This window comes from Nocardioides hungaricus (assembly GCF_054782915.1).
This window is the reverse complement of record NZ_BAAGRO010000032.1, coordinates 88,784-112,301: the sequence shown is the minus strand read 5'-3', so window position 1 is coordinate 112,301 and position 23,518 is coordinate 88,784. Positions and strand designations below refer to the sequence as shown.

Here is a 23,518-nt window from a genome sequence, read left to right as displayed (position 1 = left end):
GTTCCACCCTTCGCAGAGAGGCACTCGATGCCACCCGTCTCTTCCCCCGGGTCGCTCGACAGTCAGGTCCCGCGCTTCACCGCCGGCGACCGCGCCGCTCGGGTGCGCTTCCGCCGGGCCATGGCCCTGATGCTGATGACGCTCCTCCTGCCGGGCTCCGCGCAGATCGTCGCCGGCAACCGCCGGGTCGGCTGGATCGCGCTGCGCACCTGGTTCGTGGTCGCGGTCGCCCTGGTCACGACGACGGTCGCCGGCATGCTCGACCGCAACCTGCTCCTCTGGCTCGGCACCGACACCATGGCGCTGTTCTGGCTGCGCGCCGCTCTCATGGTCCTCGCGGTCGGCTGGGCGCTGCTGTTCTTCGACGCGTGGCGGATCGGCCAGCCGCTCACGCTCTCGATGGGGCACCGCCGCGCCGTGGTCGGCGTCAACGGCCTGCTCTCCCTGGCCGTGGCCGGCTCGCTGCTCTTCGGCGCCCACCTGGTCGGCGTACAGCGCGACCTCATCCTCACGATGTTCGGCGACGGCCGGGCGAGCGCCGCCCAGGACGGCCGCTACAACGTGCTGCTGCTCGGCGGCGACTCCGGCGCCGGCCGCTGGGGCCTGCGCCCGGACTCGATGACGGTCGCCAGCATCGACGAGGACACCGGCCGCACGGTGCTGATCTCGCTGCCGCGCAACATGCAGAACTTCCCGTTCGCCCGCGGCTCGGTCATGCGCGAGCAGTTCCCCGACGGCTTCGACGCCGACTACCTCAACGGCGTCAGCACCTGGGCGCAGGACAACACCGAGCTGTTCCCGAAGTCCGACAACCCCGGCGTCGACGCCACGATCGAGGCGATCGAGGGCATCACCGGGCTGAAGATCAACTACTGGGCGATGGTGAACCTCGAGGGCTTCAAGGAGCTCGTCGACGCGGTCGGCGGCGTCACCCTCAACGTGCGCCAGCCGATCCCGGTCGGGCTGCCCACCGACTCGTTCTACACCTCCATCGAGCCCGGTGTGCAGAAGCTGAACGGCTTCGAGACGCTGTGGTTCGCCCGGGCCCGCTACGACTCCGACGACTACTCGCGGATGGCGCGGCAGAAGTGCGTGATGAACGCGATGCTCCAGCAGGTCAGCCCGCAGACCGCCGTACGCAACTTCCAGAAGATCGCCGAGGCCAGCTCGGCGATGATCTCGACCAACATCCCGGCCAGCGAGGTCGACACGTTCATCTCGCTCGCGCTCAAGGCCCGCGGGCAGCAGGTCTCGACGCTCTCGCTGGTGCCGCCGATGATCGACACCGCCGACCCCGACATCAAGCTGATCAAGGCCAAGGTCGCCGAGGCGATCGATCGCTCCGAGGGTGGTGGCGACGCGCCCGCGAAGAGGAAGCGGAAGAACGTCACGGTCACCGGCGGCTCGATCGGCTCGCTGAGCAAGGGGTACGCCGCCAACCAGGCCGACGACCTCGGCGCCGCCTGCTGAGCCTGTGGATGACGCGGGCGGGGTGCCCGGGATCTGTCGCACCCTTGGTGTCCATGACCCACAGGAGGCACCATGGCATCCATGACGACGCTGCCGCGCGGGCGGGAGTTCACCGCAGCCGACCTCGAGGCGATGCCCGATGACGGCAACCGCTACGAGCTCGTCGACGGCGCGCTCATCGTGACGCCGGCGCCGGTCCCGCGGCACCAGATCGTGTCGGGCAACCTCTATGCGGTGCTGCGAGCCGCCTGCCCGCCGGCGCTGCGCATCCTCTACGCGCCGCTCGACGTCAAGCTCTCCGAGACGACCGTCCTGCAGCCCGACCTGCTGGTCGCGGCCAGGGAGTCGTTCGGCGAGAAGAACCTTCCCCGCACCCCGCTGCTCGCGGTCGAGGTGCTCTCGCCGAGCACCCGCCACATCGACCTCGGGCTCAAGCGCTCGCGCTACGAGGCGGCCGGCTGTCCGTCGTACTGGGTGGTCGACCCGGCGGTCCCCGCCATCAGCGCCTGGGAGCTGCGCGACGGCGTCTACGTCCTCGCCGGCCAGGCGGAGGGTGGCCAGCGGCTGGTCCTCCACGAGCCGTACCCCGTCGAGCTCGTGCCCGCCGATCTGGTCGACTGACGCCATGACCCGGCACCTGCTCGAGGACCTGCTCGACGAGATCGAGGACATCCAGTACGCCGCGGAGCCCGGGGTGGCCGCGCGCCAGCTCGAGGAGGCGGCCCGGTCGATGGGGCCGGGCGAGCTCGGCAGGGCCGCCTTCCTCGTGGCCGCGGCCGAGTCGTGGACCGCGATCGCGGAGCTGGACGCGGCGCTCCGGTGTGCCGAGGACGCCGTCTCCGACGGCGGGCCCACGTCGCTCGGGAGCCACGCTGCGGTGATCGAGGTCCTACTCGCCCGGGAGGAGCACGACCTGGCCCTGGCTCGTGCCAAGGAGCTGCGCGCGCTGCTGGCGGCCGGGCAGGCGTCGGACACGGAGCCGGACTACGTCGCCGAGGCGTTCGAGGAGGCCGGCCTCCTGAAGGAGGCGCACCGCTGGTTCAGCCTCGCGGTCGCCCACGTCGACCCCGGGGAGGTCGAGGCCAGGCTGGGCGGCGTACTCACGACGCTGATCGGACGGCGCCGGGTGCGCGAGCGGCTCGGCCTGCCCCCGGACCGGCTCGACCAGGCCGGCGAGCGGGCGCGCCAGCGCACCCTCGCGCATCTCGGGATCGGTGGCCGGGGCGGTGCGCGGACCGCCGGCCCCGCCGGCACCACCGCGCTCATCCACTGGCCGGCGGGCGAGTGGGAGCGGTTCGTCGACCTCTGGCCGGACCTGGCCGAGGGCTACGGCTCCGACCTGCCCGGCCACCGCCGGGCGACCGAGCAGCGCCTGCGCGAGCTGGCCGGCAACGGCGTCTCGGTCTCGGTCGCGCTGGGTGCGGTCGACGAGTACGCCGAGTTCGCGGTGGACCAGGAGCTGGACCCCGCCGCCAGCGCGTCCAGGGCCCGGTACGCCGCGGAGGTGGCGCGCACCGGACGCGCGACCCGATGGCCGCCCGGCCGCAACGACCGGTGCTGGTGCGGATCGGGACAGAAGTACAAGAGGTGCTGCGGAGCGGCCGGCTGAGGCGCGGCCTAGGGTGGTCGCCGTGCGCGTCGTGGCGGTGGTGGTCACCTACAACCGGCGGGAGCTGCTGCGGCGGCTGCTGGACCGGCTGGACGGCGTACCCGAGGTCGCCGAGGTCCTCGTGGTCGACAACGCGTCGACGGACGGCACGGGGGAGTGGCTGGCATCGCGGGACGGCAAGGTGCGGGCGCGCACGCTCGCCGAGAACCGCGGCGGCGCGGGCGGCTTCCACGAGGGGCTCGCCTGGGCGATGGAGCGCGGCGCGGACCTGGCCTGGCTGATGGACGACGACGGGCTGCCCGAGCCCGGCTGCCTGGCCACCCTGCTGGAGCAGGGCGACCTCGACTTCTGGGGGCCGCTGGTCGTCGACGAGGCGGAGCCGGGCCGGCTGGTGTTCCCGATCCGGCTGCCCGGCGGCACCCGGGTGGTGCACCGGCTGGCCGACGTCGAGGCCGCCGCCACCGACGGGCGGATCGACGGCATCGTGATCCCGTTCAACGGCGTCCTGGTCACCCGCGGGCTGGTCGAGCGGATCGGGCTGCCGCGCGCGGAGTACTTCATCTGGGGCGACGACCACGAGTACCGCCTCCGCGCAGAGGCCGCCGGCGCCCGGGTCGCCACCGTCGTCGGTGCGCAGGTCCGGCACCCCGCCGTCGGCGCGCTCGGGACCCCGATGGCGTTCGGCCGCACGACGTACAACCACAGCCCCAGCGACCTCAAGCACTACTGCATGGCGCGCAACAACCTGCTCAACCTGCGCGAGTACCGGGGCTGGCCGCACGCGCTGGCCTTCGTCGCGAAGACGCTGTGGTTCTACACCTTCACCCGGCCGTCCGCCGGCCGCCTCGGGCTCAGCGCGCGGGCCTGGTACGCCGCCGTGCGCGGCGATTTCGGCGGCCACCTGAGGTACGTGCATGGCTGACGGGGTCTCGACGGGCTCGACCACCGGCGCGGAGTCGGTCGCCGTCGTCGTCGTGACCTACAACCGCGCGGAGCTGCTCGCGCCCATGCTGGCCGGGCTGGCCGCGTTGGAGCGGCAGCCGGACGCGGTGTTCGTCGTCGACAACGCGAGCACCGACGACACCTCCGACGTGCTCGCCGCCGCGACCAACCCCGGCCTGCGGGTCATCCGGCCGGACGACAACCTCGGCGGCGCGGGCGGCTTCCACCTCGGACTCCGGACGGCGTACGACGCAGGCCACGACCGGATCTGGCTGATGGACGACGACGTCGTACCCGCCCCGGACTGCCTGACCGTGCTGATGGCCCAGGACCCCGACGTCTCCGACTGCCTGATCGCGGTCCGCGAGGACCTCGCCGGCGACCTGGTCGAGAAGGCCGCGGTCCGCTTCGACCTGCGCAACCCGCTGGCGATCAAGCCCAAGACCGCGATGGTGGAGACGGCGTACGGCGCCCGCGACCGGATGCCCGAGCGGGTCGAGGTGCAGAACGTCGCCTTCGAGGGGTTCCTGGTCCGCCGCGGCGTGGTCGAGGCGATCGGGCTGCCCGACCCGTCGTTCTTCATCTTCTACGACGACGCCGACTACGCCGTGCGCGCCCGGCGGGCCGGCTACCGGATCTGGGCGGTCCGCGACGCCGTCCTGGTCCGCCAGCTCGACTTCGACCAGCAGCACGATCTGGGCGGCTGGAAGGGCTACTACATGTACCGGAACCTGTTCGCCGTCCACCTCCGGTACGGCGAGAACCGACTGGTCCGGCTCAAGCCGTGGCTGATCGCCGCCGCCGTCGTCCTGCTCAGCCCGGTCCGCGGCGGCCGGGCCGAGGCGCGCAACGTGACCCGCGCCATGCGCGACGCGCGGGGAATGCGGGCCGTGCCGCCCCGGTCCGTAGACTGACCCATCGTGTCAGCCCTTCCCACCGGTTCGCCCCAGCTCGTCGTCGTCGGCTCCGGCTTCTTCGGCCTCACCGTCGCCGAGCGGTGCGCGACCGAGCTGGGCCTCAAGGTCCTCGTGCTCGAGCGCCGCCACCACCTCGGCGGCAACGCCTACAGCGAGCGCGAGCCCGAGACCGGCATCGAGGTGCACAAGTACGGCGCGCATCTCTTCCACACCTCCAACGAGAAGGTCTGGGAGTACGTCAACCGGTTCACCGCCTTCACGAGCTACCAGCACCGCGTGTTCGGCAAGTACCAGGGGCAGATCTACTCGCTGCCGATGAACCTGGCGCTGATCAACCAGTTCTTCGGCAAGAGCCACACCCCCGACGAGGCGCGCGCGCTGATCGCCGAGCAGGCCAGCGAGATCGCCACCGAGGACGCCACCAATCTGGAGGAGAAGGCGATCAGCCTGATCGGGCGCCCGCTCTACGAGGCGTTCATCAAGGGCTACACCGCCAAGCAGTGGCAGACCGACCCCACCCGGCTGAGCGCGGACATCATCACCCGGCTGCCGGTGCGCTACACCTTCGAGAACCGCTGGTTCAGCGACACCCACGAGGGCCTGCCCACCGACGGCTACACCGCCTGGCTGAGCCGGATGGCCGACCACCCCAACATCGAGGTGCGGCTCGAGACCGACTTCCTCGACGTACGCGACGAGTACGTCGGCACGGTGCCGATCGTCTACACCGGGCCGCTCGACGAGTACTTCGGGCACTCCGAGGGCCGCCTGTCGTGGCGGACCGTCGACCTCGAGGAGTCCGTCGAGGACGTCGACGACTTCCAGGGCACCGGCGTGGTGAACTACAACGACCAGGAGGTGCCGTTCACCCGGATCATCGAGTTCCAGCACTTCCACCCCGAGCGCGCGAAGACGCACCTGCCCGGCAAGACCGTGATCGTGCACGAGTACAGCCGGTTCGCCGAGGAGGGCGACGAGCCGTACTACCCGGTCAACACCGCCGAGGACCGCGAGAAGCTGCTCCGGTACCGCGAGCTCGCCGGGAAGGAGCCGATGGTGCTCTTCGGCGGCCGCCTCGGCACCTACCAGTACCTCGACATGCACATGGCGATCGGGTCGGCGCTCTCCATGTACGAGAACAGGCTCCGGCCGCACTTCGCCGAGGGTGCGCCGCTGACCAGCGGCGGTGTCGACGAGTGACCACCCGCATGACCACCCGCCTGCTCCAGCGCCAGATCCTGCCGCTGGACCACGACCTCGACGTCCTCGCCCTGTACGTCGACCCCGGCCCGGCCGTCCTCGACGCCGACAAGTACGAGGTCGGCCACAACCGCCAGGCCCGCGAGCTCAACGCCGCCACGATGCGCCAGGCGATCGGCGACGGCTCGTCGATCCACCCCGACCAGATCCAGTCGCGCACCGCCATCACGGTGAAGTCCGGCGAGCGACTGTCCTTCGGCACCTACTTCAACGCGTTCCCGGCGAGCTACTGGCGCCGCTACAGCGTCGTGAAGGACGTCCGGCTCACCATCACCCTGCGCGGCCACGACGCGACCGTGATCGTCTACAAGTCGATGGCCAACGGCCGCTCCCAGCGCGTCGACGCCGCCACCGCGGGGTCGGCCGGCGCCGAGACGTTCACCTTCGACCTCACCCTCAAGCCGTTCGTCGACGGCGGCTGGTACTGGTACAACGTCGTCGCCGGCGACGAGGACGTCGTGGTGGAGTCGGCGGAGTGGACCGGCGACGTGCCGGAGGACAGGGCCCAGCACGGCACGGTCGACATCGCGATCACCACGATGAACCGGCCCGACTTCTGCGCGAAGCTGCTCGGCCAGATGGGCGACGACACCGCGCTCGCGCCGTACCTCGACACCGTCTACGTGATGGAGCAGGGCACCGACAAGGTCGTCGACAGCCCCGACTTCGCCAAGGCCCAGGGCGCGCTCGGCGACAGGCTGCGGATCATCGAGCAGGGCAACCTCGGCGGGTCCGGCGGCTACGCCCGTGGCCAGCTCGAGTCGCTGCGCAAGGGTACGGCGACGTACGCGATGATGATGGACGACGACGTCGTCTGCGAGCCCGAGGGCATCATCCGCGCGGTCACCTTCGGCGACCTCGCCCGCCGCCCCACGATCGTCGGCGGCCACATGTTCAGCCTCTACGCCAAGTCGCGCCTGCACAGCTTCGGCGAGATCGTGCAGCCGTGGAAGTTCTGGTGGCAGTCGGCGCCCGGCGTCTTCGGCGACTGGGACTTCTCGGCGCGCAACCTGCGCTCGAGCCGGTGGCTGCACAAGCGCGTCGACGTCGACTTCAACGGCTGGTTCATGTGCCTGATCCCGCGTGAGGTCATCGCCGAGATCGGCCTGTCGCTGCCGCTGTTCCTCAAGTGGGACGACTCGGAGTACGGCCTGCGCGCCAAGGAGGCCGGCTATCCGACGGTGACCTTCCCGGGCGCGGCGGTGTGGCACGTTCCGTGGACCGACAAGAACGACGCGCTGGACTGGCAGTCCTACTTCCACCACCGGAACCGGTTCGTGGCGGCGCTGCTGCACTCGCCGTACAAGAACGGCGGCAGGATGGTGCAGGAGAGCCTCAACCACCAGATCAAGCACTTGGTGTCGATGCAGTATTCCACCGTCGAGATCCGGCATCGGGCGCTCGAGGACGTGCTGGCCGGGCCGGAGCACCTGCACGAGATGCTGCCGACCCGGCTCACGGAGATCCGCGAGCTCGTCAAGGCGTTCACCGACGCCCGGCTCGAGGCCGACCGCGACGCGTTCCCGGCGGTGCGGCGCACGAAGCCGCCGCGCAAGGGCCGTGACGACACGGCGGTCCCGATGCCGCGTGAGGTGAAGCTGGCCGCGCTCAAGGCGCCGATCCGGCAGCTGCTGCCGGTGCGTCCGCTCAGCAGGCAGTACCCCGAGGCGGAGCTGCCGGCCATGGACACGCAGTGGTACCGGATCACCAAGTACGACTCCGCGATCGTCTCGATGAACGACGGCACCTCGGCCGCGCTCTACCAGCGCGACCCGGAGAGGTTCCGCGAGCTCCTGGGCAAGACCATCGCGATCCACCGCCGGCTGCGCAGGGAGTGGCCGCGGCTCGCCGCGGAGTACCGCGCGAAGCTCGGCGAGGTGACCTCCCCGGAGGCGTGGGACGAGACGTTCCGGCCCTGGACCGAGCAGCGCCCGGATGACTGACGCGGGACGCACGCACGTCGTCGACGCGCCGCTGTCCCCCCCGGCACCGCGGGCGGGTCTGCTCGAGGTGTTCCGGCACCGGTACCTGCTCCGCATGCTGGTGCGCCGCGAGATCAGCGCGCGCTACCAGGGCTCGTTCCTCGGCCTGCTCTGGTCCTACATCAACCCGCTCTCGCAGCTGTTCATCTACTGGTTCGTCTTCGGCGAGATCCTCGGCCGGGGCCGGGTGGACAGCTTCCCGATCCACGTGTTCAGCGGGCTGATCGTCGTCCAGTTCTTCATCGAGACGTTCAACGCCGGCACCCGCTCGATCGTGCGCAACAAGGCGCTGGTGCAGAAGATGGCGGTGCCGCGGGAGATGTTCCCGGTGGCGTCGATGCTGGTGTCGCTCTACCACATGGGCCCCCAGCTGGTGATCCTCGTCGTCGTGTGCTCGATCGCGGGATGGACGCCGGATCCGGTCAGCATGCTGGGCTTCGTGCTGGCGATCCTCATCATCGCGCTGCTCGGCACGTCGCTTGCGCTGACGTTCAGCGTCGCGAACGTGTTCCTGCGCGACGTGAGCAGCTTCGTCTCGATCCTGACCAACTTCGTGCGCTTCGGCGTCCCGATGGTCTACCCCTACTTCCTCGTGGACCAGCGGTTCGGGTGGTTCGCGCAGTTCTACCTGCTGAACCCGATCGCCGACGCGGTGCTCCTCGTGCAGCAGGCGTTCTGGGTCGGCACCACTCCCGACCCCGAGCTCGTCCAGGCCGAGAACATCCCCGACAGCCTCTACGCGTTCAGCCTCCTGGCCCTCGCGGTCTCCGCGGCGATGCTGGTCGTCGCTCAGTGGATCTTCCGGCGGTACGAGAACCGCATCCCGGAGCGCCTCTGATGGCCCACTCCCAGAGCACCTCGATCGTCGTCGAGGACGTCACCAAGTCGTTCACGCTCCAGTTCCACCGCACGCTCAAGCAGATGGCGGTCGCGCGCCTGCGCGGCCAGCAGCTCCGCAACACCTTCGACGCGCTCGACGGGGTGTCGTTCACCGTCGAGCAGGGTGAGTCGATCGGCCTGATGGGGCTCAACGGCTCCGGCAAGAGCACCCTGCTCAAGCTGATCAACGGCGTGATGCGTCCGGACCGCGGCGAGGTGCTGACCCGCGGCCGGATCGCCGGGCTGATCGCCACCGGCGCCGGCTTCCACCCGCAGCTCACCGGCCGGGAGAACGTCTATCTGAACGCCGCCGTACTCGGCATGTCCGAGGCCGAGACCAAGCGGAAGTTCGACGACATCGTCGAGTTCGCCGACATCGGCCGCTTCCTCGACACCCAGGTCGGCCACTACTCCTCGGGCATGTTCGCCCGGCTCGGCTTCTCGGTCGCGATCCACGTCGACTCCGACATCTTCCTCGCCGACGAGGTGCTCGCCGTGGGGGACAAGCCCTTCAAGCAGAAGTGCCTGCAGAAGATGCAGGAGATCCGCGACGGCGGCCGGACGCTCTTCTACGTCAGCCACGCCCCGGGATCGGTCCGCCGGATGTGCGACCGGGTCCTCGTCCTCGAGCAGGGCCGGCTCGCCTTCGACGGCTCGGTCGACGAGGGCATCAAGTTCGTCAAGTACGACCAGGGCGAGGACACCGCCGAGGACGAGGCCGGGGGAGACATCTAGCGAGCGAAGCGAGCTAGATAGGAGCCGAGTCGGCGCTCGCCCCACAACCCGCGGGCCGCAAGCCCGCCGTCACCCCCGCCGACTCGGCGCGTCTTGCCCAACCGGCGGGCAAGTTGCGCCGACTTGCGCCCTTCTGGCGGGCAAGTTGCGCCGACTCGGCGTCGAATTACAAGAATGAGATTTCTTGACAAATCTCGGATCTGTCGGCGTGTCGAATGGAAATTACAAGACTGTAGTTACTCAGTTCCTCTTCCGTGGTGCGTGTTGCGCGTGTGAAAGTTGCGTCTCGTGTGAACTTCCCCGCGCACATGGAGTACGTCGATGTCCCCCAGAAGAACCAGCTTCGTCACCCTCTGCCAGCAGCTGCTGGCCCTCGGTGTCGTCATCGCCGCCCTGACCCCGGCGGCCAGCGTCGTCAGCCTCGACGTCGTGCGTGAGACCCCCGGCGCCAGCGGGGGTCCCGCGCTCGGCGGCAGCCTGGCGGCGTACACGAAGAGATCCGCGGTCCCCTCGCGCGTCTCGACCGAGGTGGTCGACCCCACCGTCGAGGAGTACGCGCTCACCGCCCCCGCGGGCACCAAGTCGGGCACCAAGTCCGGCGCGCTGCGCTCGGTCAGCGCCCGCAGCAGGACCGGCGAGCTCGGCGGCCCGGAGGTGGTCAGCCTCCCGCAGCCGGTCTCCGGGTACGGCACGATCGGCGTCACCTGGGCGAGCGGCGAGGACATCCCGGACGAGGACCTCGACCTCGCCGTCCGCACCCGCACCGGCGACACCTGGTCGGAGTGGATGGACCTCGAGTACACCGACGACCATGCCGCCGACCCGGGCACCGAGGAGGGCAAGGACGCCCGTCCCGGCACGGACGCGCTGCTCATCGGCGAGGTCGACGAGGTCCAGGTGCGGGTCTCCGGGGCCAGGCGGCTCCCGGCCGACATGAGGCTCGCCGTCATCGATCCGGGCACGGACCAGAAGACCGCCGTCGAGCGGCCCGCCCTGGACACCTCGACCATGGACGACGGCACCGGCGAGGACTCCGCAGAGCCCGCGGAGCCCGACGAGCCGACCGACGACGGGCTCGGCCTGAGCGCGGCGACGTACACCCCGAAGCCGCAGATCTTCTCCCGCGCCCAGTGGGGGGCCGACGAGAGCATGCGCGACAAGGGCTCGTTGAGCTACTTCGAGGTGCACGCCGGGTTCGTCCACCACACGGTCAACGCGAACAACTACACCCGGGCCCAGGTGCCGGCGCTGCTGCGCGGCATCTACGCCTACCACACCCAGTCGCGCGGCTGGTCCGACATCGGCTACAACTTCCTCGTCGATCGGTTCGGCCGGATCTGGGAGGGCCGGGCCGGCGGGGTCGACCGCCCGGTCGTCGGGGCCCACACGCTCAACTACAACGACTACTCCTTCGCGATGTCGGCGATCGGCAACTACGAGACCGCCAAGCCGACCAAGGCCGTGATCCAGGCCTATGCGGCGCTGTTCGCGTGGAAGCTCTCCCTCCACGGCGTGGACGCATCCTCGAAGCGGCAGTGGGTCGGGTCGCGGTACTTCCAGGCGATCAACGGCCACCGCGACGCCGCGTCGACCGCCTGCCCGGGGCGCTACCTCTACGCGAAGATCCCGCAGATCCGCAAGCTCGCGGCCGCCGCGCAGAAGGGCTGGGACGGCCGCAACCTCGAGTCCAACCTGGCCGGGAGCGGGTATCCCGACCTGATCGTGCGGCGCGCCAGCGACGGCAAGGGCGTGATCCTGCCGACCGGCGGGCTCACCGGCTTCGGTGCCGGGCTCCCGGCCGCCAGCGGGATCGGGGCCGACGACAAGCCGGTGGTCTCGCCCGACCTCACCGGCGACGGGTACGGCGACCTGCTCGTCGTGTCACCGAGCGGCTCGGCGACCGTGCGGCCCGGCGACGGGAACGGCGGCTTCGGGGCGAGCGTGCGGACGGTCAAGGGCTTCGGCGGCCACGACCTGGTGACCGCCGTGGGCGACCTGAACGCCGACGGCCGCAACGACCTGGTCGCGCGGCGTACCTCCGACGGTCGGCTCGACGTCTACCTCGGCCGCTCCGGCACCCGGTTCCGGCTGCAGAAGGCCGGCACCGGCTGGGACGGCTACACCCAGCTCATCGGTGCCGGCGACGCCGACGGGGACGGCAGGGCCGACCTGATCGGCCGCGATAGGTCCGGCACGCTGTGGCTCCACCCCGGCAACGGCAAGGGCGGCTTCGGGGCCCCGGTCAAGGTCCCGGGCAGCTTCGCGAAGTACTCGACGATCACCGGCTACGGCGACTTCGACAAGGACGGCGACACCGACCTGTTCGCCCGCGAGGCGGGCAGCAAGAACGGCTGGGTGCTGCCCTCCAACGGCGATGGCAGCTACGGCCGCCCGCTCGGCCCGGTGCTCCGCATCGCCACGGTCGGCGGGCTGGTCGGCGCCGCGCAGGTCTCCTCGGACGGTACGCCGGACCTGGTCGGCCGCACGCGCGAGTCGCTCGTGACGTTCCCGAACGCCGGGACCACCGAGGTCGGCCGGCCGATCGTCACCAACCTGAACCTGAAGGGCGCGAACCTGGTGCTCAACGCGGGCGACTGGGACCGCGACGGGCGCGGCGACGTGATCGTGCGCAGCAAGAAGACCGGCGCGCTGAAGCTGCGACGCGGCGACGGCACCGGCACGTTCGCCAAGCCGATCCGGCTGCCGGGCAACTTCAAGAGCGTCGGACTGCTCGCCGCGGTGGGCGACATGACCGGCGACGGGTTCCCGGACCTGATGGGCCAGCCCGCGGGCGGGGCGATGCGGATCTACCCCGGCGCCGGCACCGACGGCCTGAGGCCGAGCTACGTCGCGCACAGCCGGATCGATGCCGGCAAGCAGATCGCGGTCGGCCGGTGGAACGGCGACGGCGCCCCGGACTCCCTGTTCCGCAAGGGCAACCGGCTCACGCTCTACCCCGGCAACGGCCCCGGTGGCCTCACCGGCGGGAAGGCGCTCGGCCTCGACCTCTCGCCGTACGACTGGGTCGTCGGCATCAGCGACGTCATGCTCACCGGCCACGCGGACCTGCTGGTCCGCGAGCGGAAGACCGGCGACCTCTACCTGATCCAGGGCACCGAGACGGGCTTCCAACCCCGGCGCTACCTGGCGAGCGGAATGGGGGCCTACGACCTGGCTGGTTGACCCGCGATCAAGGGAAGCGGGCCGTGGTGCGCTCGGCGGCCGACAGTGCGTCGAGACGCCCCGGCCCGGCGTGGGCGACCAGGACCAGCGAGCCGTCTCTGGCGAGCGGCTCGGTGAGGGAGGCGATCCCCGGTGGGGAAGCCGGGTTCGCCTCCGACAGAAGGCGGCCGCCGTCGGTGAGGAGACTCCCGGCGGCGGCCGCCCGCCAGATCTCCCCCTGGCTGAGGCCGGGCAGCGCCGGGTCGTCCGGGCCCGGCGGGTCCCAGGCCGTGAACGCGTCCGGCTGCGACCACACCTCGACGCCGACGTCGTGCACGCCGGCCGGCAGCGGGCCGGCGAACCGCACCCCGAGCGGCAGCAGCGAGCAGGCCAGCACCGGCAGGTCGTCGGCGTGCTCCGCCCAGCGGTCCAGCCCGTCCGGACCGCACACCACCCCGTCCGGACCGCCGTCCCCGGGGCCGGTCACGACCAGCCCGACCGTCCAGGCCGCGCCCAGGAACACCGGGCCGAGCCAGTGTGGCGGCAGGTCCACGCACAGGGCCTGGCCGCGCTCGAGGCCGTGCTCCTCGCTGAGCAGGCTCGCGGCCTTCGCCACCCAGTTCGCGTACGTCGCGACGGAGAGCTCGACCCGCTCGCCGGTCGCGTCGTCGTAGAACGTGACGAACGGGCGCCCCGCGTCGGCGCGGAGCCGGCGAGCCAGGAGCTCGGAGAAGGTGGTCACCTCGCTAGCCTCTCAGGCATGGCTGCGACCGACGCGATCGACCACTTCTGGGCCGTGATCCCGGCGGGCGGTGCGGGCACCCGGCTGTGGCCGCTGTCGCGCTCGTCGGCGCCGAAGTTCCTGCACGACCTCACCGGCGGTGGCCGCACGCTGCTCCAGGACACCCGCGACCGGCTGGGGCCGCTGGCCGCGGACCGGTTCGTGGTGGTCACCGGCCGGCCGCACCGCGAGGCCGTGCTCGGGCAGCTGCCCGAGGTCGCACCGGAGCGGGTGCTCGCCGAGCCCTCGCCGCGCGACTCGATGGCCGCCATCGGCCTGGCCGCGGCGATGCTCGAGCGCGAGGACCCGCAGGCGGTGATGGGGTCCTTCGCGGCCGACCACGTGATCCCCGACCCCGGCCTCTTCGCCGACGCGGTGCGCACGGCGGTCGAGGTGGCGCGCGAGGACTGGCTGGTGACGCTCGGCATCGAGCCGGCGTGCCCGTCCTCGGCGTTCGGCTACATCCACCTCGGCGACGAGCTCGCCGGCCACCCGGGCGCGCGGTCGGTGCGGGAGTTCGTCGAGAAGCCGTCGGTCCGCACGGCGACGGAGTACGTCGCGACCGGCCGCTACCGCTGGAACGCCGGCATGTTCGTCGTCCGGCCCACGGTGCTGCTCGACCTGCTCGGCACCTGGCACCCGGAGTTCGCCGCGTCGCTGCGCGCGATCGCCGCCGAGCCGGTCCGGCTCGACGAGCTGTGGCCGGGCCTGCCGAAGATCGCGCTCGACCACGCCGTCGCCGAGCCCGCGGCCGACGCCGGCCGGGTCGTCTGCGTGCCCTCGGCGTTCGGCTGGGAGGACGTGGGCGACTTCGACTCGCTGGCGACGCTGCTCGGCGACGCCGCGGCGACCACCGTCCTCGGCGACGCGGAGCGGGTGGTCGCGCACGACGCCAGCGGTCTCGTCGTACCGGCCTCGGGCCGCGTGGTCGCGGTCGTCGGCCTCGACGACGTCGTCGTGGTGGACACCCCCGACGCCCTGCTGGTGACGACGCGCGCGCGGGCCCAGGACGTGAAGCAGGTCGTCGCGGAGCTGAAGGAGAGCGGCCGGGGCCGGCTGACCTAGCGAAGCTAGGGACAAGTCAGGCGGTTGACATCGACAGCCTCCGAACTACAATAAAAAGCATCTATTCCGGTTTTAGATTCTTTTTATTGCAGGTGATGGCGGTGGCGAAGCGCAGCGTGGCGGTGTCCCGAGCGTCCCGGGACGCGCTGTCGGTGCTGGCGGCGCAGGTCAAGCGGGCCCGGCTCGAGCGCGGCTGGACGCAGCGCGACCTCGCGGCCCGCCTCGGGGTCGACGCCCGCACGCTGTCGGCGGTGGAGAACGGGTCGCCGAACGTTGCGGTCGGCACGGTCTTCAACGCCGCCTTCACGGTCGGCGTGAACCTGTTCGGGCTCGAGGGTGACGACCTGGCGCTGGCACGCCGGCGCGGCGAGGAGACCCTGGCACTCCTGCCCAAGCAGGTCCGGCCGCCCCGTGCCGCGCGGACCCAGGACGGTGCGGATGACGACTTCTGACCGGCTGGCCTCGCCTCCGGAGGAGGCGTTCGTCTGGGTCTGGCTGCCCGGCTCGGCCGAGCCCGTCCCAGCCGGCCGGGTACATCACGTCGGCGGCGGGCAGCACCGGTTCATCTACGGTCGCCGCTACCTGGACCGCTCGGACGCCATCAGCCTCTACGGCCCCGAGCTCCCGCTCCGGGCCGGGTGGCAGGACCCTCCCGACGGCCTGGAGCTGGCCGGCTGCCTGTGGGACGCCAGCCCTGACTCGTGGGGCCAGCGGGTCATCAACATCCGCCTGGCCGGTGGCCGGTACGGCGATGCGGCTGACCGGGTCAGGGCCACGAAGCTGACCTACCTGTTGGAGTCCGGGTCCGACCGTATCGGCGCCCTGGACTTCCAGGCCAGTGCCGACGAGTACGTCCCACGGGAGGAGCACGCCAGCCTGGACGAGCTGCACGCCGCGGCGCAGGCGGTGGAGCGCGGTGACCTGCCGGCCGTCCTCGGTGACGCCCTGGTCAACGGGACCGCGGTCGGCGGCGCACGACCCAAGGTCCTGGTCTACGACGATGAGACCAGCTGGATCGCGAAGCTGTCGTTGTCGTCGGACCCGTACCCGGTGGTCAAGGCCGAGGCGGTCGCGATGGAGCTCGCGCGACAGGTCGGCATCGACGTACCGCAGACCATGGTCAGGACCTCGCTCGGGCGTGACGTCCTGCTCGTCGAGCGGTTCGACCGACCCGGTGACGGCCGCCGGCGCATGATGATCTCCGCGCTGACGATGCTCGGGTTCGGCGACTTCCTCGGCGCCCGCTACTCCTCCTACCTCGAGGTCCTCGACGTGCTTCGCCGCAGGGGCCGTGACGGTGATACCGCGGGACGCAAGCTGTTCGAGCGCATCGTGTTCAACGTCGCGGTCGGCAACATCGACGACCACGCCCGCAACCACGCGGCGTTCTGGGACGGGCGCGGGCTCGAGCTCACCCCGGCCTACGACATCTGTCCCCAGGTGAGATCCGGCGGCGAGGCGCGACAGGCCATGGACATCACCGCCGACGGACGACGAGACAGCCGGTTCGCGGTGTGCGTGAGCGCCGCCGGCGCCTACGGCCTCTCGACGCAACAGGCTCGCGAGATCGTCGACCGTCAGGTCACGACCATCCGCGGAGGGTGGGACCAGGCCGCCGACGACGTCGGCATGACCGCGGACGACCGCAGGTATCTGTGGGAGCGCCAGATCCTCAACCCGTACGCCTTCCACGGCTACCGATGACGGGTTCCCGGTCGACCTAGGGACGCGCCGGCCGCAGGCGGGCGTCGCTCGGGGAGTCGGTGGGCAGGACCTCCCAGCCGTGGGCGAACGCGAGGGCGCCCAGCGCCCGGCTCATGCCGCGCGGGTGGGTGACCACGAGCGAGCCGCCCTCCTTGACCGAGTGGGACGCCACGAGCCCGAGCACCCGGGCGATCGCGGCGGCCAGCTCCTCGGGCGGGGCTGGTGCCCCGAACACCGGGCGGTCGGCCGGGTCGCCGGCAAGGGCGCGGACCACGGCCTCGCGGGCGCCGAAGCCGAACAGGTCGCCGCCCTCGGGGCGGACCAGCGACGCCGCGCCCGGGCCGTCCTCGTCCGGCGGGAGCACCAGGTCCGCGCGCCCGCGGACGACGGCGAACGGGCGCCCGCCGAGCTTGCCCTGCACGAGCTCGGCCATCCCCGCGATCTCGTCGGCCACGGCGGGCAGGGTCACGGCGAGCTCGTTGCCGTGGGCGTCGGTGCGCCCGGCGTACTCCTCGGCGACGAGGAGCCCCGCGGCGCCGATCGCGATGTCGGTCTGGCCCTCGCGCCAGGCGCGTCCGGCGGTGTCGGTGACGACGACGGCGACGTTGCGGCCGGTGCGGTGGCGGACGCCGGTGCGGATCCCGCGCGCGGAGGCGTCGGGGTCCTCGGGCAGCAGCACGACGTGGCCGGCGGCGACGTTGGAGCTGTCGATGCCGGCGGCGGCCAGGGTCAGGCCGAGGCGGTTGCGCACGATCGTGGTCGGGCCGCGGCGCGCGACCACCCGGACGGTCTCGCCGGGCAGCGCGTCGTCGCGGGTGCCGCGGCGGACCCGGCGCTCGGCCTTGCTCACCACCTTGCTCGTGACGACCACGATGTCGCCGTCCTCGAGGTCGACCAGCGGCAGCAGGGCCTCGACCAGGTCGGCGCCGGGGTGGACCTCGGGCGCGCCGTCGGGCGCGACCACCTCGACGCGGGTCATCGGGCGACCAGCTCCACGGCGGCGGCCGCCATCGCGGCGGTGGCGTCGTGGTCGGTCATCATCAGCGGCACCGCGCGGCAGGCCAGCCCGGCCGCGGCGACCCGCTCGACCTGGTCCGCGTCGACCTCGTCGACCAGCCAGCCGTCGAGCACGCCGCCGTCGCCGCGGCTGCCGTAGTGCAGGCCGACGCCGGCGGCGCTGACCTCGACGCCGATCGAGGTCAGCAGCTGCTCGGCCATGCCGCGCACGTGGGCGCCGCCCACGATGGGGGAGAGGCCGACGACCGGCGCTCGCGTGGCGGCCAGCGCCTCGCGGACGCGGGGTACGCCGAGGATGGTGCCGACCGAGACGACCGGGTTGGACGGCGGCAGCACGACCAGGTCGGCGTCGGTGATCGCGTCGAGGACGCCCGGCGCGGGTGCCGCGTCGTCGAGGCCGACGAACACGACGGCCTCGGCCGGCACCTCGGCGCGCAGCCGCACCCAGTACTCCTGGAAGTGCACGACCCGCCGGCCGCTCGGCGCGTCCGGGTCGGGGATCGCGACGTGGGTCTCGACCCGGTCGTCGGTCATCGGCAGGAGCGTCACCCCCGGCTGCCAGCGGTGGCACAGCGCGGCGGTCACGTCGGTGAGGGAGTAGCCGGCGTCCAGCATCTGGGTGCGGACCAGATGGGTGGCGATGTCGCGGTCGCCGAGCCCGAACCAGGTGCGCTCCACGCCGTACGCCGCCAAATCCTCCTTGACGCTCCACGTCTCGTCGCGCCGGCCCCAGCCGCGGTCGAGGTCGATCCCGTCGCCGAGGGTGTACATCACGGTGTCGAGGTCGGGGCACACCTTGAGCCCGTGGATCCACAGGTCGTCGGCGGTGTTGGCGATCACCGTGACGCGTGCGTCGGGTGTGACACCGGGCAGGCGGCCGGTCGCGATCCCGTGCAGCAGTCCCTGCAGGAAGCGGGCGCCGCCCATGCCCCCCGAGAGCACCGTGATGTCGTGCATGCGGATACCTTGCCGCACGTGGGGAGGGCGTCCGTCCCCGGGTCCGGGGCCCATAGCAGATCCGGGCTTGACTTCCGGGGTACGACAGGCATGTAATTCCCACAGTGTCATCCGCGTTCCACCGCGGTGATCCGGGTCCGTGACGATCGGGACCGCGGCGGGCAACGGGGATGTGGGAGCAGGACGGGTCGAAAGGGCGAAGGCCGTGAGAGAACTATTTCTCCTCGACGGGGACGCCGAGGATGCTGGTTGGCAGGATCGTGCGCTCTGCGCGCAGACCGATCCCGAGGCGTTCTTCCCCGAGAAGGGAGGGTCGACGCGGGAGGCCAAGAAGGTCTGCCTGACGTGCGAGGTGCGCGAGGAGTGCCTCGAGTCCGCACTGATGAACGACGAGCGCTTCGGCATCTGGGGCGGTCTCTCCGAGCGGGAGCGCCGCAAGCTGAAGAAGCGCGCCGTCTGACTCGGTCGCCGGCTCACGACCGGTAGGGCGCCCGAGTCGGCGTCCGATCCCCGGCCGTTAGGGTTCGGGCCGTGGGTTGCTCGGTCACGGCACTGCTCGTCAGCCATGACGGCAGCCGCTGGCTGCCGGCCGTCATCGACGGCCTGACCTCCCAGCAGACGCCCGTCGACGCGGTCGTCGCCATCGACACCGGCAGCAGGGACGACAGCGCCGAGTTGCTGGAGCGCGCCTTCGGAGACGTGCTGCGCGCCCCGGGCTCGACCTCGTTCCCCGCGGCCGTCGCGATGGGCCTCGAGCAGCTGCTCGTGTCGGCCTCGACCAGCGACTGGGTCTGGATCCTCCACGACGACGCGAACCCCGACCCCGGCGCGCTGACCGCCCTCCTCGAGGCCGCCGCGGCCGACCCGGCCGCCGACGTCCTCGGCCCGAAGCTGCGCGAGTGGCCCTCGCTGCGGCGGCTGCTCGAGCTCGGCGTCACCATCTCCGGCACCGGCCGGCGCGAGACCGGCCTCGAGCGCGGCGAGTACGACCAGGGCCAGCACGACGAGGTCCGCGAGGTCCTGGCGGTCAACACCGCCGGCATGCTCGTGCGCCGCGAGGTGCTCGAGGAGCTCGGGGGGTTCGACGCCCGGCTGCCGATCTTCGGCAACGACCTCGACTTCGGCTGGCGCGCCGCCGCGCGCGGCCACAAGACCGTCGTGGTGCCGCAGGCGGTCGTGTTCCACGCCGAGGCCGCGCACCGCGGCGTACGCCGGACGCCGCTGACCGGACGCCACACCCACTACCAGGAGCGGCGGGCGGCGCTCTACACGCTGCTCGCGAACGCGCGGCGCCGGGCGCTGCCGTGGCTCGTGGTCCGGCTGTTCCTCGGGACGCTGCTGCGGATGCTCGGCTTCCTCGTCGTGCGCTCGGTCGGCGAGGCGCTCGACGACCTGGCCGCGCTGCTCAGCCTCTACGCGCATCCCGGGGAGATCCGGGCCGCCCGCCGGTCCCGGCGCGCCGGCGGCGCCGATCCGGCGCGCGCTCGGCCGCTGCTGGCGCCGTGGTGGGTGCCCTACCGGCACGGCCTCGACTTCGTCGGCGACCTCCTCGCCGCGGCCACCAACCAGGCCGCGGACGTGGCCGAGCGCCGCCGGATCGCCGCGGCCGAGCACGCGCCCGCCAGCACGATGGCCAGCACCGTGGCGCGCTCGCGCACCGAGGAGGAGCTCGCCGAGGACACCGGTGTGGTGGCTCGGTTCCTGACCAACCCGGTCGCGCTGGCGCTCACGGTCTTCGTCCTCGCCGCGGTGGTCGGCGCGCGAGGCGCGCTCGACCCGGTCGCGGGCGGCGGGCTCTCCCCGGCACCGGCCGGGGTGTCGGACTGGTGGCGCCTCCAGTACGAGACGTGGCACCCGCTCGGCACGGGGACGGCGGTCCCCGCGCCGGCGTACCTCCTCCCGCTGGCGGTGCTCGGCACGCTGCTGCTCGGGAGCGCGAGCGCCGCCGTCTCGGCGGTGCTGCTGCTCGCCGTACCGCTCGGGCTGTGGGGCGCGTGGCGCTTCCTGCGCGTGGCCGGGCGGCTGGCGACGCCCGCAGGGGCGCCGCGCCGGGTGCTGCTCTGGGGCTCGGTCACGTGGGCGCTGGTGCCGGTCGCGAGCGGCGCGTGGGGCGACGGCCGACTCGGCGTGGTCGTGGTCGCGGCGCTGCTGCCGTGGCTGGCGCACGCCGCCCTCGGCTTCGCCGACCCGGACGCCGACCGGCGCTGGCGCGCGGCCTGGCGGGCCGGCCTGCTGCTGGGCGTCGCGTCGGCCTTCGCGCCGGTGCTGTGGCTGTTCGCGGTCGCGCTCGGGCTCGTCGTGGTGGCCGCGGCGCTCGCGATCGCGCGGAGCGCCGGGTGGTCGGTGTGGGGTCCGCCGGCGCTGGCCCTGGGCCTGGTCCCGGCGCTGCTCGCGCCCTGGTGGATCCCGTCGGTTCAGCGCGGCGCGGCCGAGGGTCTGCTGCTCGACACCGGCCGGCTGCCCGCGGCGGCCGTCGACGGACTCGACCTGGCGTCGGGCCGGCTCGGCGGCCTCGGCGCCCCGTGGTGGCTCGGGCTGGTGGTCGCCGTCCTGGCGCTGGTCGCTCTGGCCCCGCGGGCGACCCGGATCCCGGTGCTGGTCTGCTGGATCGTCGGCCTCGTCGCTGCCCTGCTGGCCGCGGTGCTCGCGACGTTCTCCCTCGACCTCGCGGCGATCTCGACCGGCATCGGCCTCGGGGCGCTGGTCGTCGTGCTGCAGGGTGCGTTCGTGGCCGCGATCGTGCTCGGCGCGGTCGGCGCCGACCTTGCGGGCCGGCGGCGGGCGGTCGCCGGGGTGCTCGCGACCGCCGCGGTCGCCGTACCTCTCAGCGGCCTGGCCTGGTGGATCATCGACTCCGATCCGGCGATCGCCGACGGCGTCGACACCGACATCCCCGTCTACATGGTGCAGAGCTCCGAGCAGGGGCCGGAGCGCGGCATCCTCGTCGTCCGCGGCGGCGTCGACGACGGCCTCACCTGGACGGTCCGCCGCGGCGACGGCGTGACCCTCGGCGAGGACGAGGTGCTCAACCTGACCGCCGGGGACGACGACTTCACCGCGCTGGTCGGCCGGCTTGCGTCCCGGCCGACGCCGGCGCTCGTCGACGAGCTGGGGGCCTCCGGCATCGAGTACGTCGTGCTGCCCGCGCCCGCCGACGGCGACGTCGCCGCCGTGCTCGACGCCGCGGCCGGCCTGGTGCCGGCGAGCGCCGAGGAGCGCACCACCCGCGCCTGGCGGGTCGACCGCCCGCTCGACGCCGGGCTGCTCGACGGGCCGACGTCGTGGCTGCGGGTCGTGCTGCTCGTCGGGCAGGGCGGCGCGATCCTGCTGGTGCTCGTGCTCTGCCTGCCCACGGCGAACCGGCGGCGGTCGGCATGAGCGGCACCACGTCCGGCCGCCGGTCCGCCCGCCGAGGGAGCCGCGTCGACCTCACGACCGTGCTGGCCGTCGTACTGCCGGTCGCGTGCGCGCTCGCGCTGCTCCTGGTGCGCCCGCCGGAGCCGGCGGACCCGTCCGCGGCGCCGACCCGGACGCCGCTCACCCGCGCGACCGCCGTCTGCCCCTCGGGCCGGGGCGACGTCGCGGTCACCAGCGCGGCCCCGGACGTGCGGGGTCCGGTGCAGGTCGGCTCCCGCGCGGCGCAGGTCGCCACGGGCCGGGTGGCCTCGGTCGACGCCGGCGCCGACCCGGTCGTCGTGTCCGGCGAGGACGACACCGCGCCCGGTCTGGTGGCGTCGCGGATCGGCGAGGGCGCGGCCGCGGCCTGCCTGCCGCCGTCGCCGAGCTCGTGGTTCGCGGGCGTCGGGTCGGGCGCCGGCCACCGCTCGGTCCTCGAGCTCACCAACCCCGACTCCGGCCCCGACTCCGGTACGGCGGTCGCCGACGTTGCCGTCTACGGCCGCCGCGGGGTCGTGGACGCGCCGCGGCTGCGGGGCGTCTCGGTCCCAGCCGGCTCCAGCGTGCGGCTCGACCTGTCCTCGATCGTGCCGCGCCGCGACGAGCTGTCGCTGCGGGTCGTGGCCGCCCGCGGCCGGATCGGTGCCACGGTGCTCGACCGGTTCGACCCGCTCGGCCGCGGCGCGACCGTTACGGGTTGGCTGCCCGCGCAGGCCGAGCCGTCGACCTCGAACCTCCTGCTCGGCATCGGCCCCGGCACGGACGCCCGGCGCATCCTGGCCGTCGCCAACGGCGGGCCGGACGAGGTGCTCGCCTCGATCCGGGTCGTCACGAGGGAGTCGGTGTTCGCGCCGCGCGACGTGCCGGACCTGCGCGTCCCCCCGCAGAGCACGGCACGCCTGCGCGTCACCGGCGCGCTCGCGCGGGCGCTGGAGGGCGCGACCGGCCTGCTGGTCACGGCGAACGAGCCCGTCAGCACCTCGCTGCGCACGTACGTCGAGGGTGACCTGTCGCACGCCGTACCCGATCTGGAGGTGGCGAGCCCCGCCGCCGTCCTCGTCCCCGAGGGCGAGAAGCGGCTCCTGCTCGCCGGCGCCTCCGGCGCCGGCTCCGTGGAGGTGGTCGCGGGCTCGGCCGCCGGCGAGGTGCTCGCCACCCGCCGGATCGAGGTCGTCCCCGGCCGCGGCTACGCGGTGAGCCTGCCCGCCGGCGCGGTCCTGGTGACGGTGTCGCCGTCGCGGGCCGCGGTGTCCGGCGCGGTGCTGGCCACCGGCACCGGCACCTCGGTCGTGCCGCTCACCCGACCCGCGACGAGCGGGCTGGTGCCGGCGGTGCGGCCGGGGCTGCCGTAGCGGCGCCTCCTGTCCTGGGCGCCTTCGGCGGCTACCGCGCTGGTCTCGGTTGGGTACTGAGCTCTGGACCGCGCGCCGTGCGCGGGACCTCTCATCTCCCGGGACAGTCATACGACGTGGCTGCCACAACGGCGCAATTGCGCCGAGATGGCAGTGGGGGTGGGGCAGGCGCTGCCACAACAGCGCAATTGCGCCGACAGGGCAGTCGGGACAGCCCAGGCACTGCCCCCACGACCAGCCCGCATGACTGGGCCCGAGTCGTGGGGAGGTCATGCGGGGGGGGGGGGGGG

19 protein-coding genes are annotated in these 23,518 nt (G+C 72.8%); 16 read left to right on the top strand and 3 right to left on the bottom strand.

The genetic code is table 11. The features are described 5' to 3' along the window. The first annotated feature begins 27 nt into the window (after nt 1–27). The 10 genes from ACYVKX_RS13220 to ACYVKX_RS13175 all read left to right on the top strand — a co-directional run bounded on the left by ACYVKX_RS13220 (nt 28) and on the right by ACYVKX_RS13175 (nt 12,977). Nucleotides 28–1,470: an LCP family protein gene (locus ACYVKX_RS13220; RefSeq protein ID WP_460833027.1), complete on the top strand. Its 1,443-nt coding sequence runs from the start codon at nt 28–30 to the stop codon at nt 1,468–1,470. 72 nt (nt 1,471–1,542) lie between these two features. Then, a complete protein-coding gene (locus ACYVKX_RS13215; protein ID WP_460833024.1) occupies nt 1,543–2,091 on the top strand; it encodes a Uma2 family endonuclease in 549 nt (182 codons plus the stop codon). A 4-nt stretch (nt 2,092–2,095) separates the two neighbouring features. Next, nucleotides 2,096–3,079 (top strand): SEC-C domain-containing protein, encoded by a 984-nt coding sequence (locus ACYVKX_RS13210; protein ID WP_460833021.1) that lies wholly within the window; start codon nt 2,096–2,098, stop codon nt 3,077–3,079. Between the two features lie 22 nt (nt 3,080–3,101). Continuing rightward, nucleotides 3,102–4,001 (top strand): glycosyltransferase, encoded by a 900-nt coding sequence (locus tag ACYVKX_RS13205; protein ID WP_460833018.1) that lies wholly within the window; start codon nt 3,102–3,104, stop codon nt 3,999–4,001. Next, the gene (locus ACYVKX_RS13200) at nt 3,994–4,935 is read left to right on the top strand and encodes a glycosyltransferase family 2 protein (protein WP_460833015.1); all 942 of its coding nucleotides are present in this window, start codon (nt 3,994–3,996) and stop codon (nt 4,933–4,935) included. The genes ACYVKX_RS13205 and ACYVKX_RS13200 overlap by 8 nt, the downstream gene beginning before the upstream one ends. 6 nt (nt 4,936–4,941) lie before the next feature. Next, entirely contained in the window at nt 4,942–6,138 is a 1,197-nt protein-coding gene (gene glf / locus ACYVKX_RS13195; protein ID WP_460833013.1) for a UDP-galactopyranose mutase, read from the top strand. Between the two features lie 8 nt (nt 6,139–6,146). Next, complete coding sequence (locus tag ACYVKX_RS13190; RefSeq protein WP_460833011.1) at nt 6,147–8,141, top strand: glycosyltransferase; 1,995 nt, start codon at nt 6,147–6,149, stop codon at nt 8,139–8,141. Beyond that, on the top strand, nt 8,134–9,018 hold the full coding sequence (locus ACYVKX_RS13185; RefSeq protein WP_460833009.1) for an ABC transporter permease: 885 nt from the start codon (nt 8,134–8,136) through the stop codon (nt 9,016–9,018). Before ACYVKX_RS13190 ends, ACYVKX_RS13185 begins: the two co-directional genes overlap by 8 nt. Continuing rightward, nucleotides 9,018–9,794: an ABC transporter ATP-binding protein gene (locus ACYVKX_RS13180; RefSeq protein WP_460833006.1), complete on the top strand. Its 777-nt coding sequence runs from the start codon at nt 9,018–9,020 to the stop codon at nt 9,792–9,794. The genes ACYVKX_RS13185 and ACYVKX_RS13180 overlap by 1 nt, the downstream gene beginning before the upstream one ends. A 321-nt stretch (nt 9,795–10,115) precedes the next feature. Next, the gene (locus ACYVKX_RS13175; protein WP_460833004.1) at nt 10,116–12,977 is read left to right on the top strand and encodes an FG-GAP-like repeat-containing protein; all 2,862 of its coding nucleotides are present in this window, start codon (nt 10,116–10,118) and stop codon (nt 12,975–12,977) included. Nucleotides 12,978–12,984: 7 nt separating this feature from the next. On the opposite strand, the gene ACYVKX_RS13170 is transcribed toward ACYVKX_RS13175, so the two are convergent. After that, on the bottom strand, nt 12,985–13,698 hold the full coding sequence (locus ACYVKX_RS13170) for a TIGR03089 family protein (protein ID WP_460833002.1): 714 nt from the start codon (nt 13,696–13,698) through the stop codon (nt 12,985–12,987). Between the two features lie 18 nt (nt 13,699–13,716). Here ACYVKX_RS13170 and ACYVKX_RS13165 point away from each other — a divergent pair, with 18 nt between their 5' ends. The 3 genes from ACYVKX_RS13165 (at nt 13,717) to ACYVKX_RS13155 (ending at nt 16,506) form a co-directional block, all read left to right on the top strand. Further along, on the top strand, nt 13,717–14,802 hold the full coding sequence (locus tag ACYVKX_RS13165) for a mannose-1-phosphate guanylyltransferase (RefSeq protein WP_460832999.1): 1,086 nt from the start codon (nt 13,717–13,719) through the stop codon (nt 14,800–14,802). A 101-nt stretch (nt 14,803–14,903) separates the two neighbouring features. After that, entirely contained in the window at nt 14,904–15,254 is a 351-nt protein-coding gene (locus ACYVKX_RS13160) for a helix-turn-helix transcriptional regulator (RefSeq protein WP_460832997.1), read from the top strand. Beyond that, entirely contained in the window at nt 15,241–16,506 is a 1,266-nt protein-coding gene (locus tag ACYVKX_RS13155) for a type II toxin-antitoxin system HipA family toxin (RefSeq protein WP_460832995.1), read from the top strand. Before ACYVKX_RS13160 ends, ACYVKX_RS13155 begins: the two co-directional genes overlap by 14 nt. 16 nt (nt 16,507–16,522) lie before the next feature. On the opposite strand, the gene cofE is transcribed toward ACYVKX_RS13155, so the two are convergent. Both cofE and cofD read right to left on the bottom strand, forming a co-directional pair. After that, on the bottom strand, nt 16,523–17,485 hold the full coding sequence (gene cofE, locus ACYVKX_RS13150) for a coenzyme F420-0:L-glutamate ligase (RefSeq protein WP_460832993.1): 963 nt from the start codon (nt 17,483–17,485) through the stop codon (nt 16,523–16,525). Then, nucleotides 17,482–18,480 (bottom strand): 2-phospho-L-lactate transferase, encoded by a 999-nt coding sequence (cofD, locus tag ACYVKX_RS13145; RefSeq protein ID WP_460832991.1) that lies wholly within the window; start codon nt 18,478–18,480, stop codon nt 17,482–17,484. Before cofD ends, cofE begins: the two co-directional genes overlap by 4 nt. A 205-nt stretch (nt 18,481–18,685) precedes the next feature. Between cofD and ACYVKX_RS13140 the strand changes: the two genes are divergently transcribed. From ACYVKX_RS13140 to ACYVKX_RS13130, 3 genes are all read left to right on the top strand, one after another. Continuing rightward, nucleotides 18,686–18,940, top strand: coding sequence for a WhiB family transcriptional regulator (locus ACYVKX_RS13140; protein WP_460833147.1), 255 nt, complete (start codon nt 18,686–18,688; stop codon nt 18,938–18,940). Nucleotides 18,941–19,011: 71 nt separating this feature from the next. Further along, a complete protein-coding gene (locus ACYVKX_RS13135; protein ID WP_460832988.1) occupies nt 19,012–21,858 on the top strand; it encodes a glycosyltransferase in 2,847 nt (948 codons plus the stop codon). Beyond that, nucleotides 21,855–23,228 carry a DUF5719 family protein gene (locus ACYVKX_RS13130; protein ID WP_460832986.1) on the top strand — a complete coding sequence of 458 codons (1,374 nt, stop codon included), beginning with the start codon at nt 21,855–21,857 and terminating at the stop codon, nt 23,226–23,228. Before ACYVKX_RS13135 ends, ACYVKX_RS13130 begins: the two co-directional genes overlap by 4 nt. Nucleotides 23,229–23,518 lie beyond the last annotated feature (290 nt).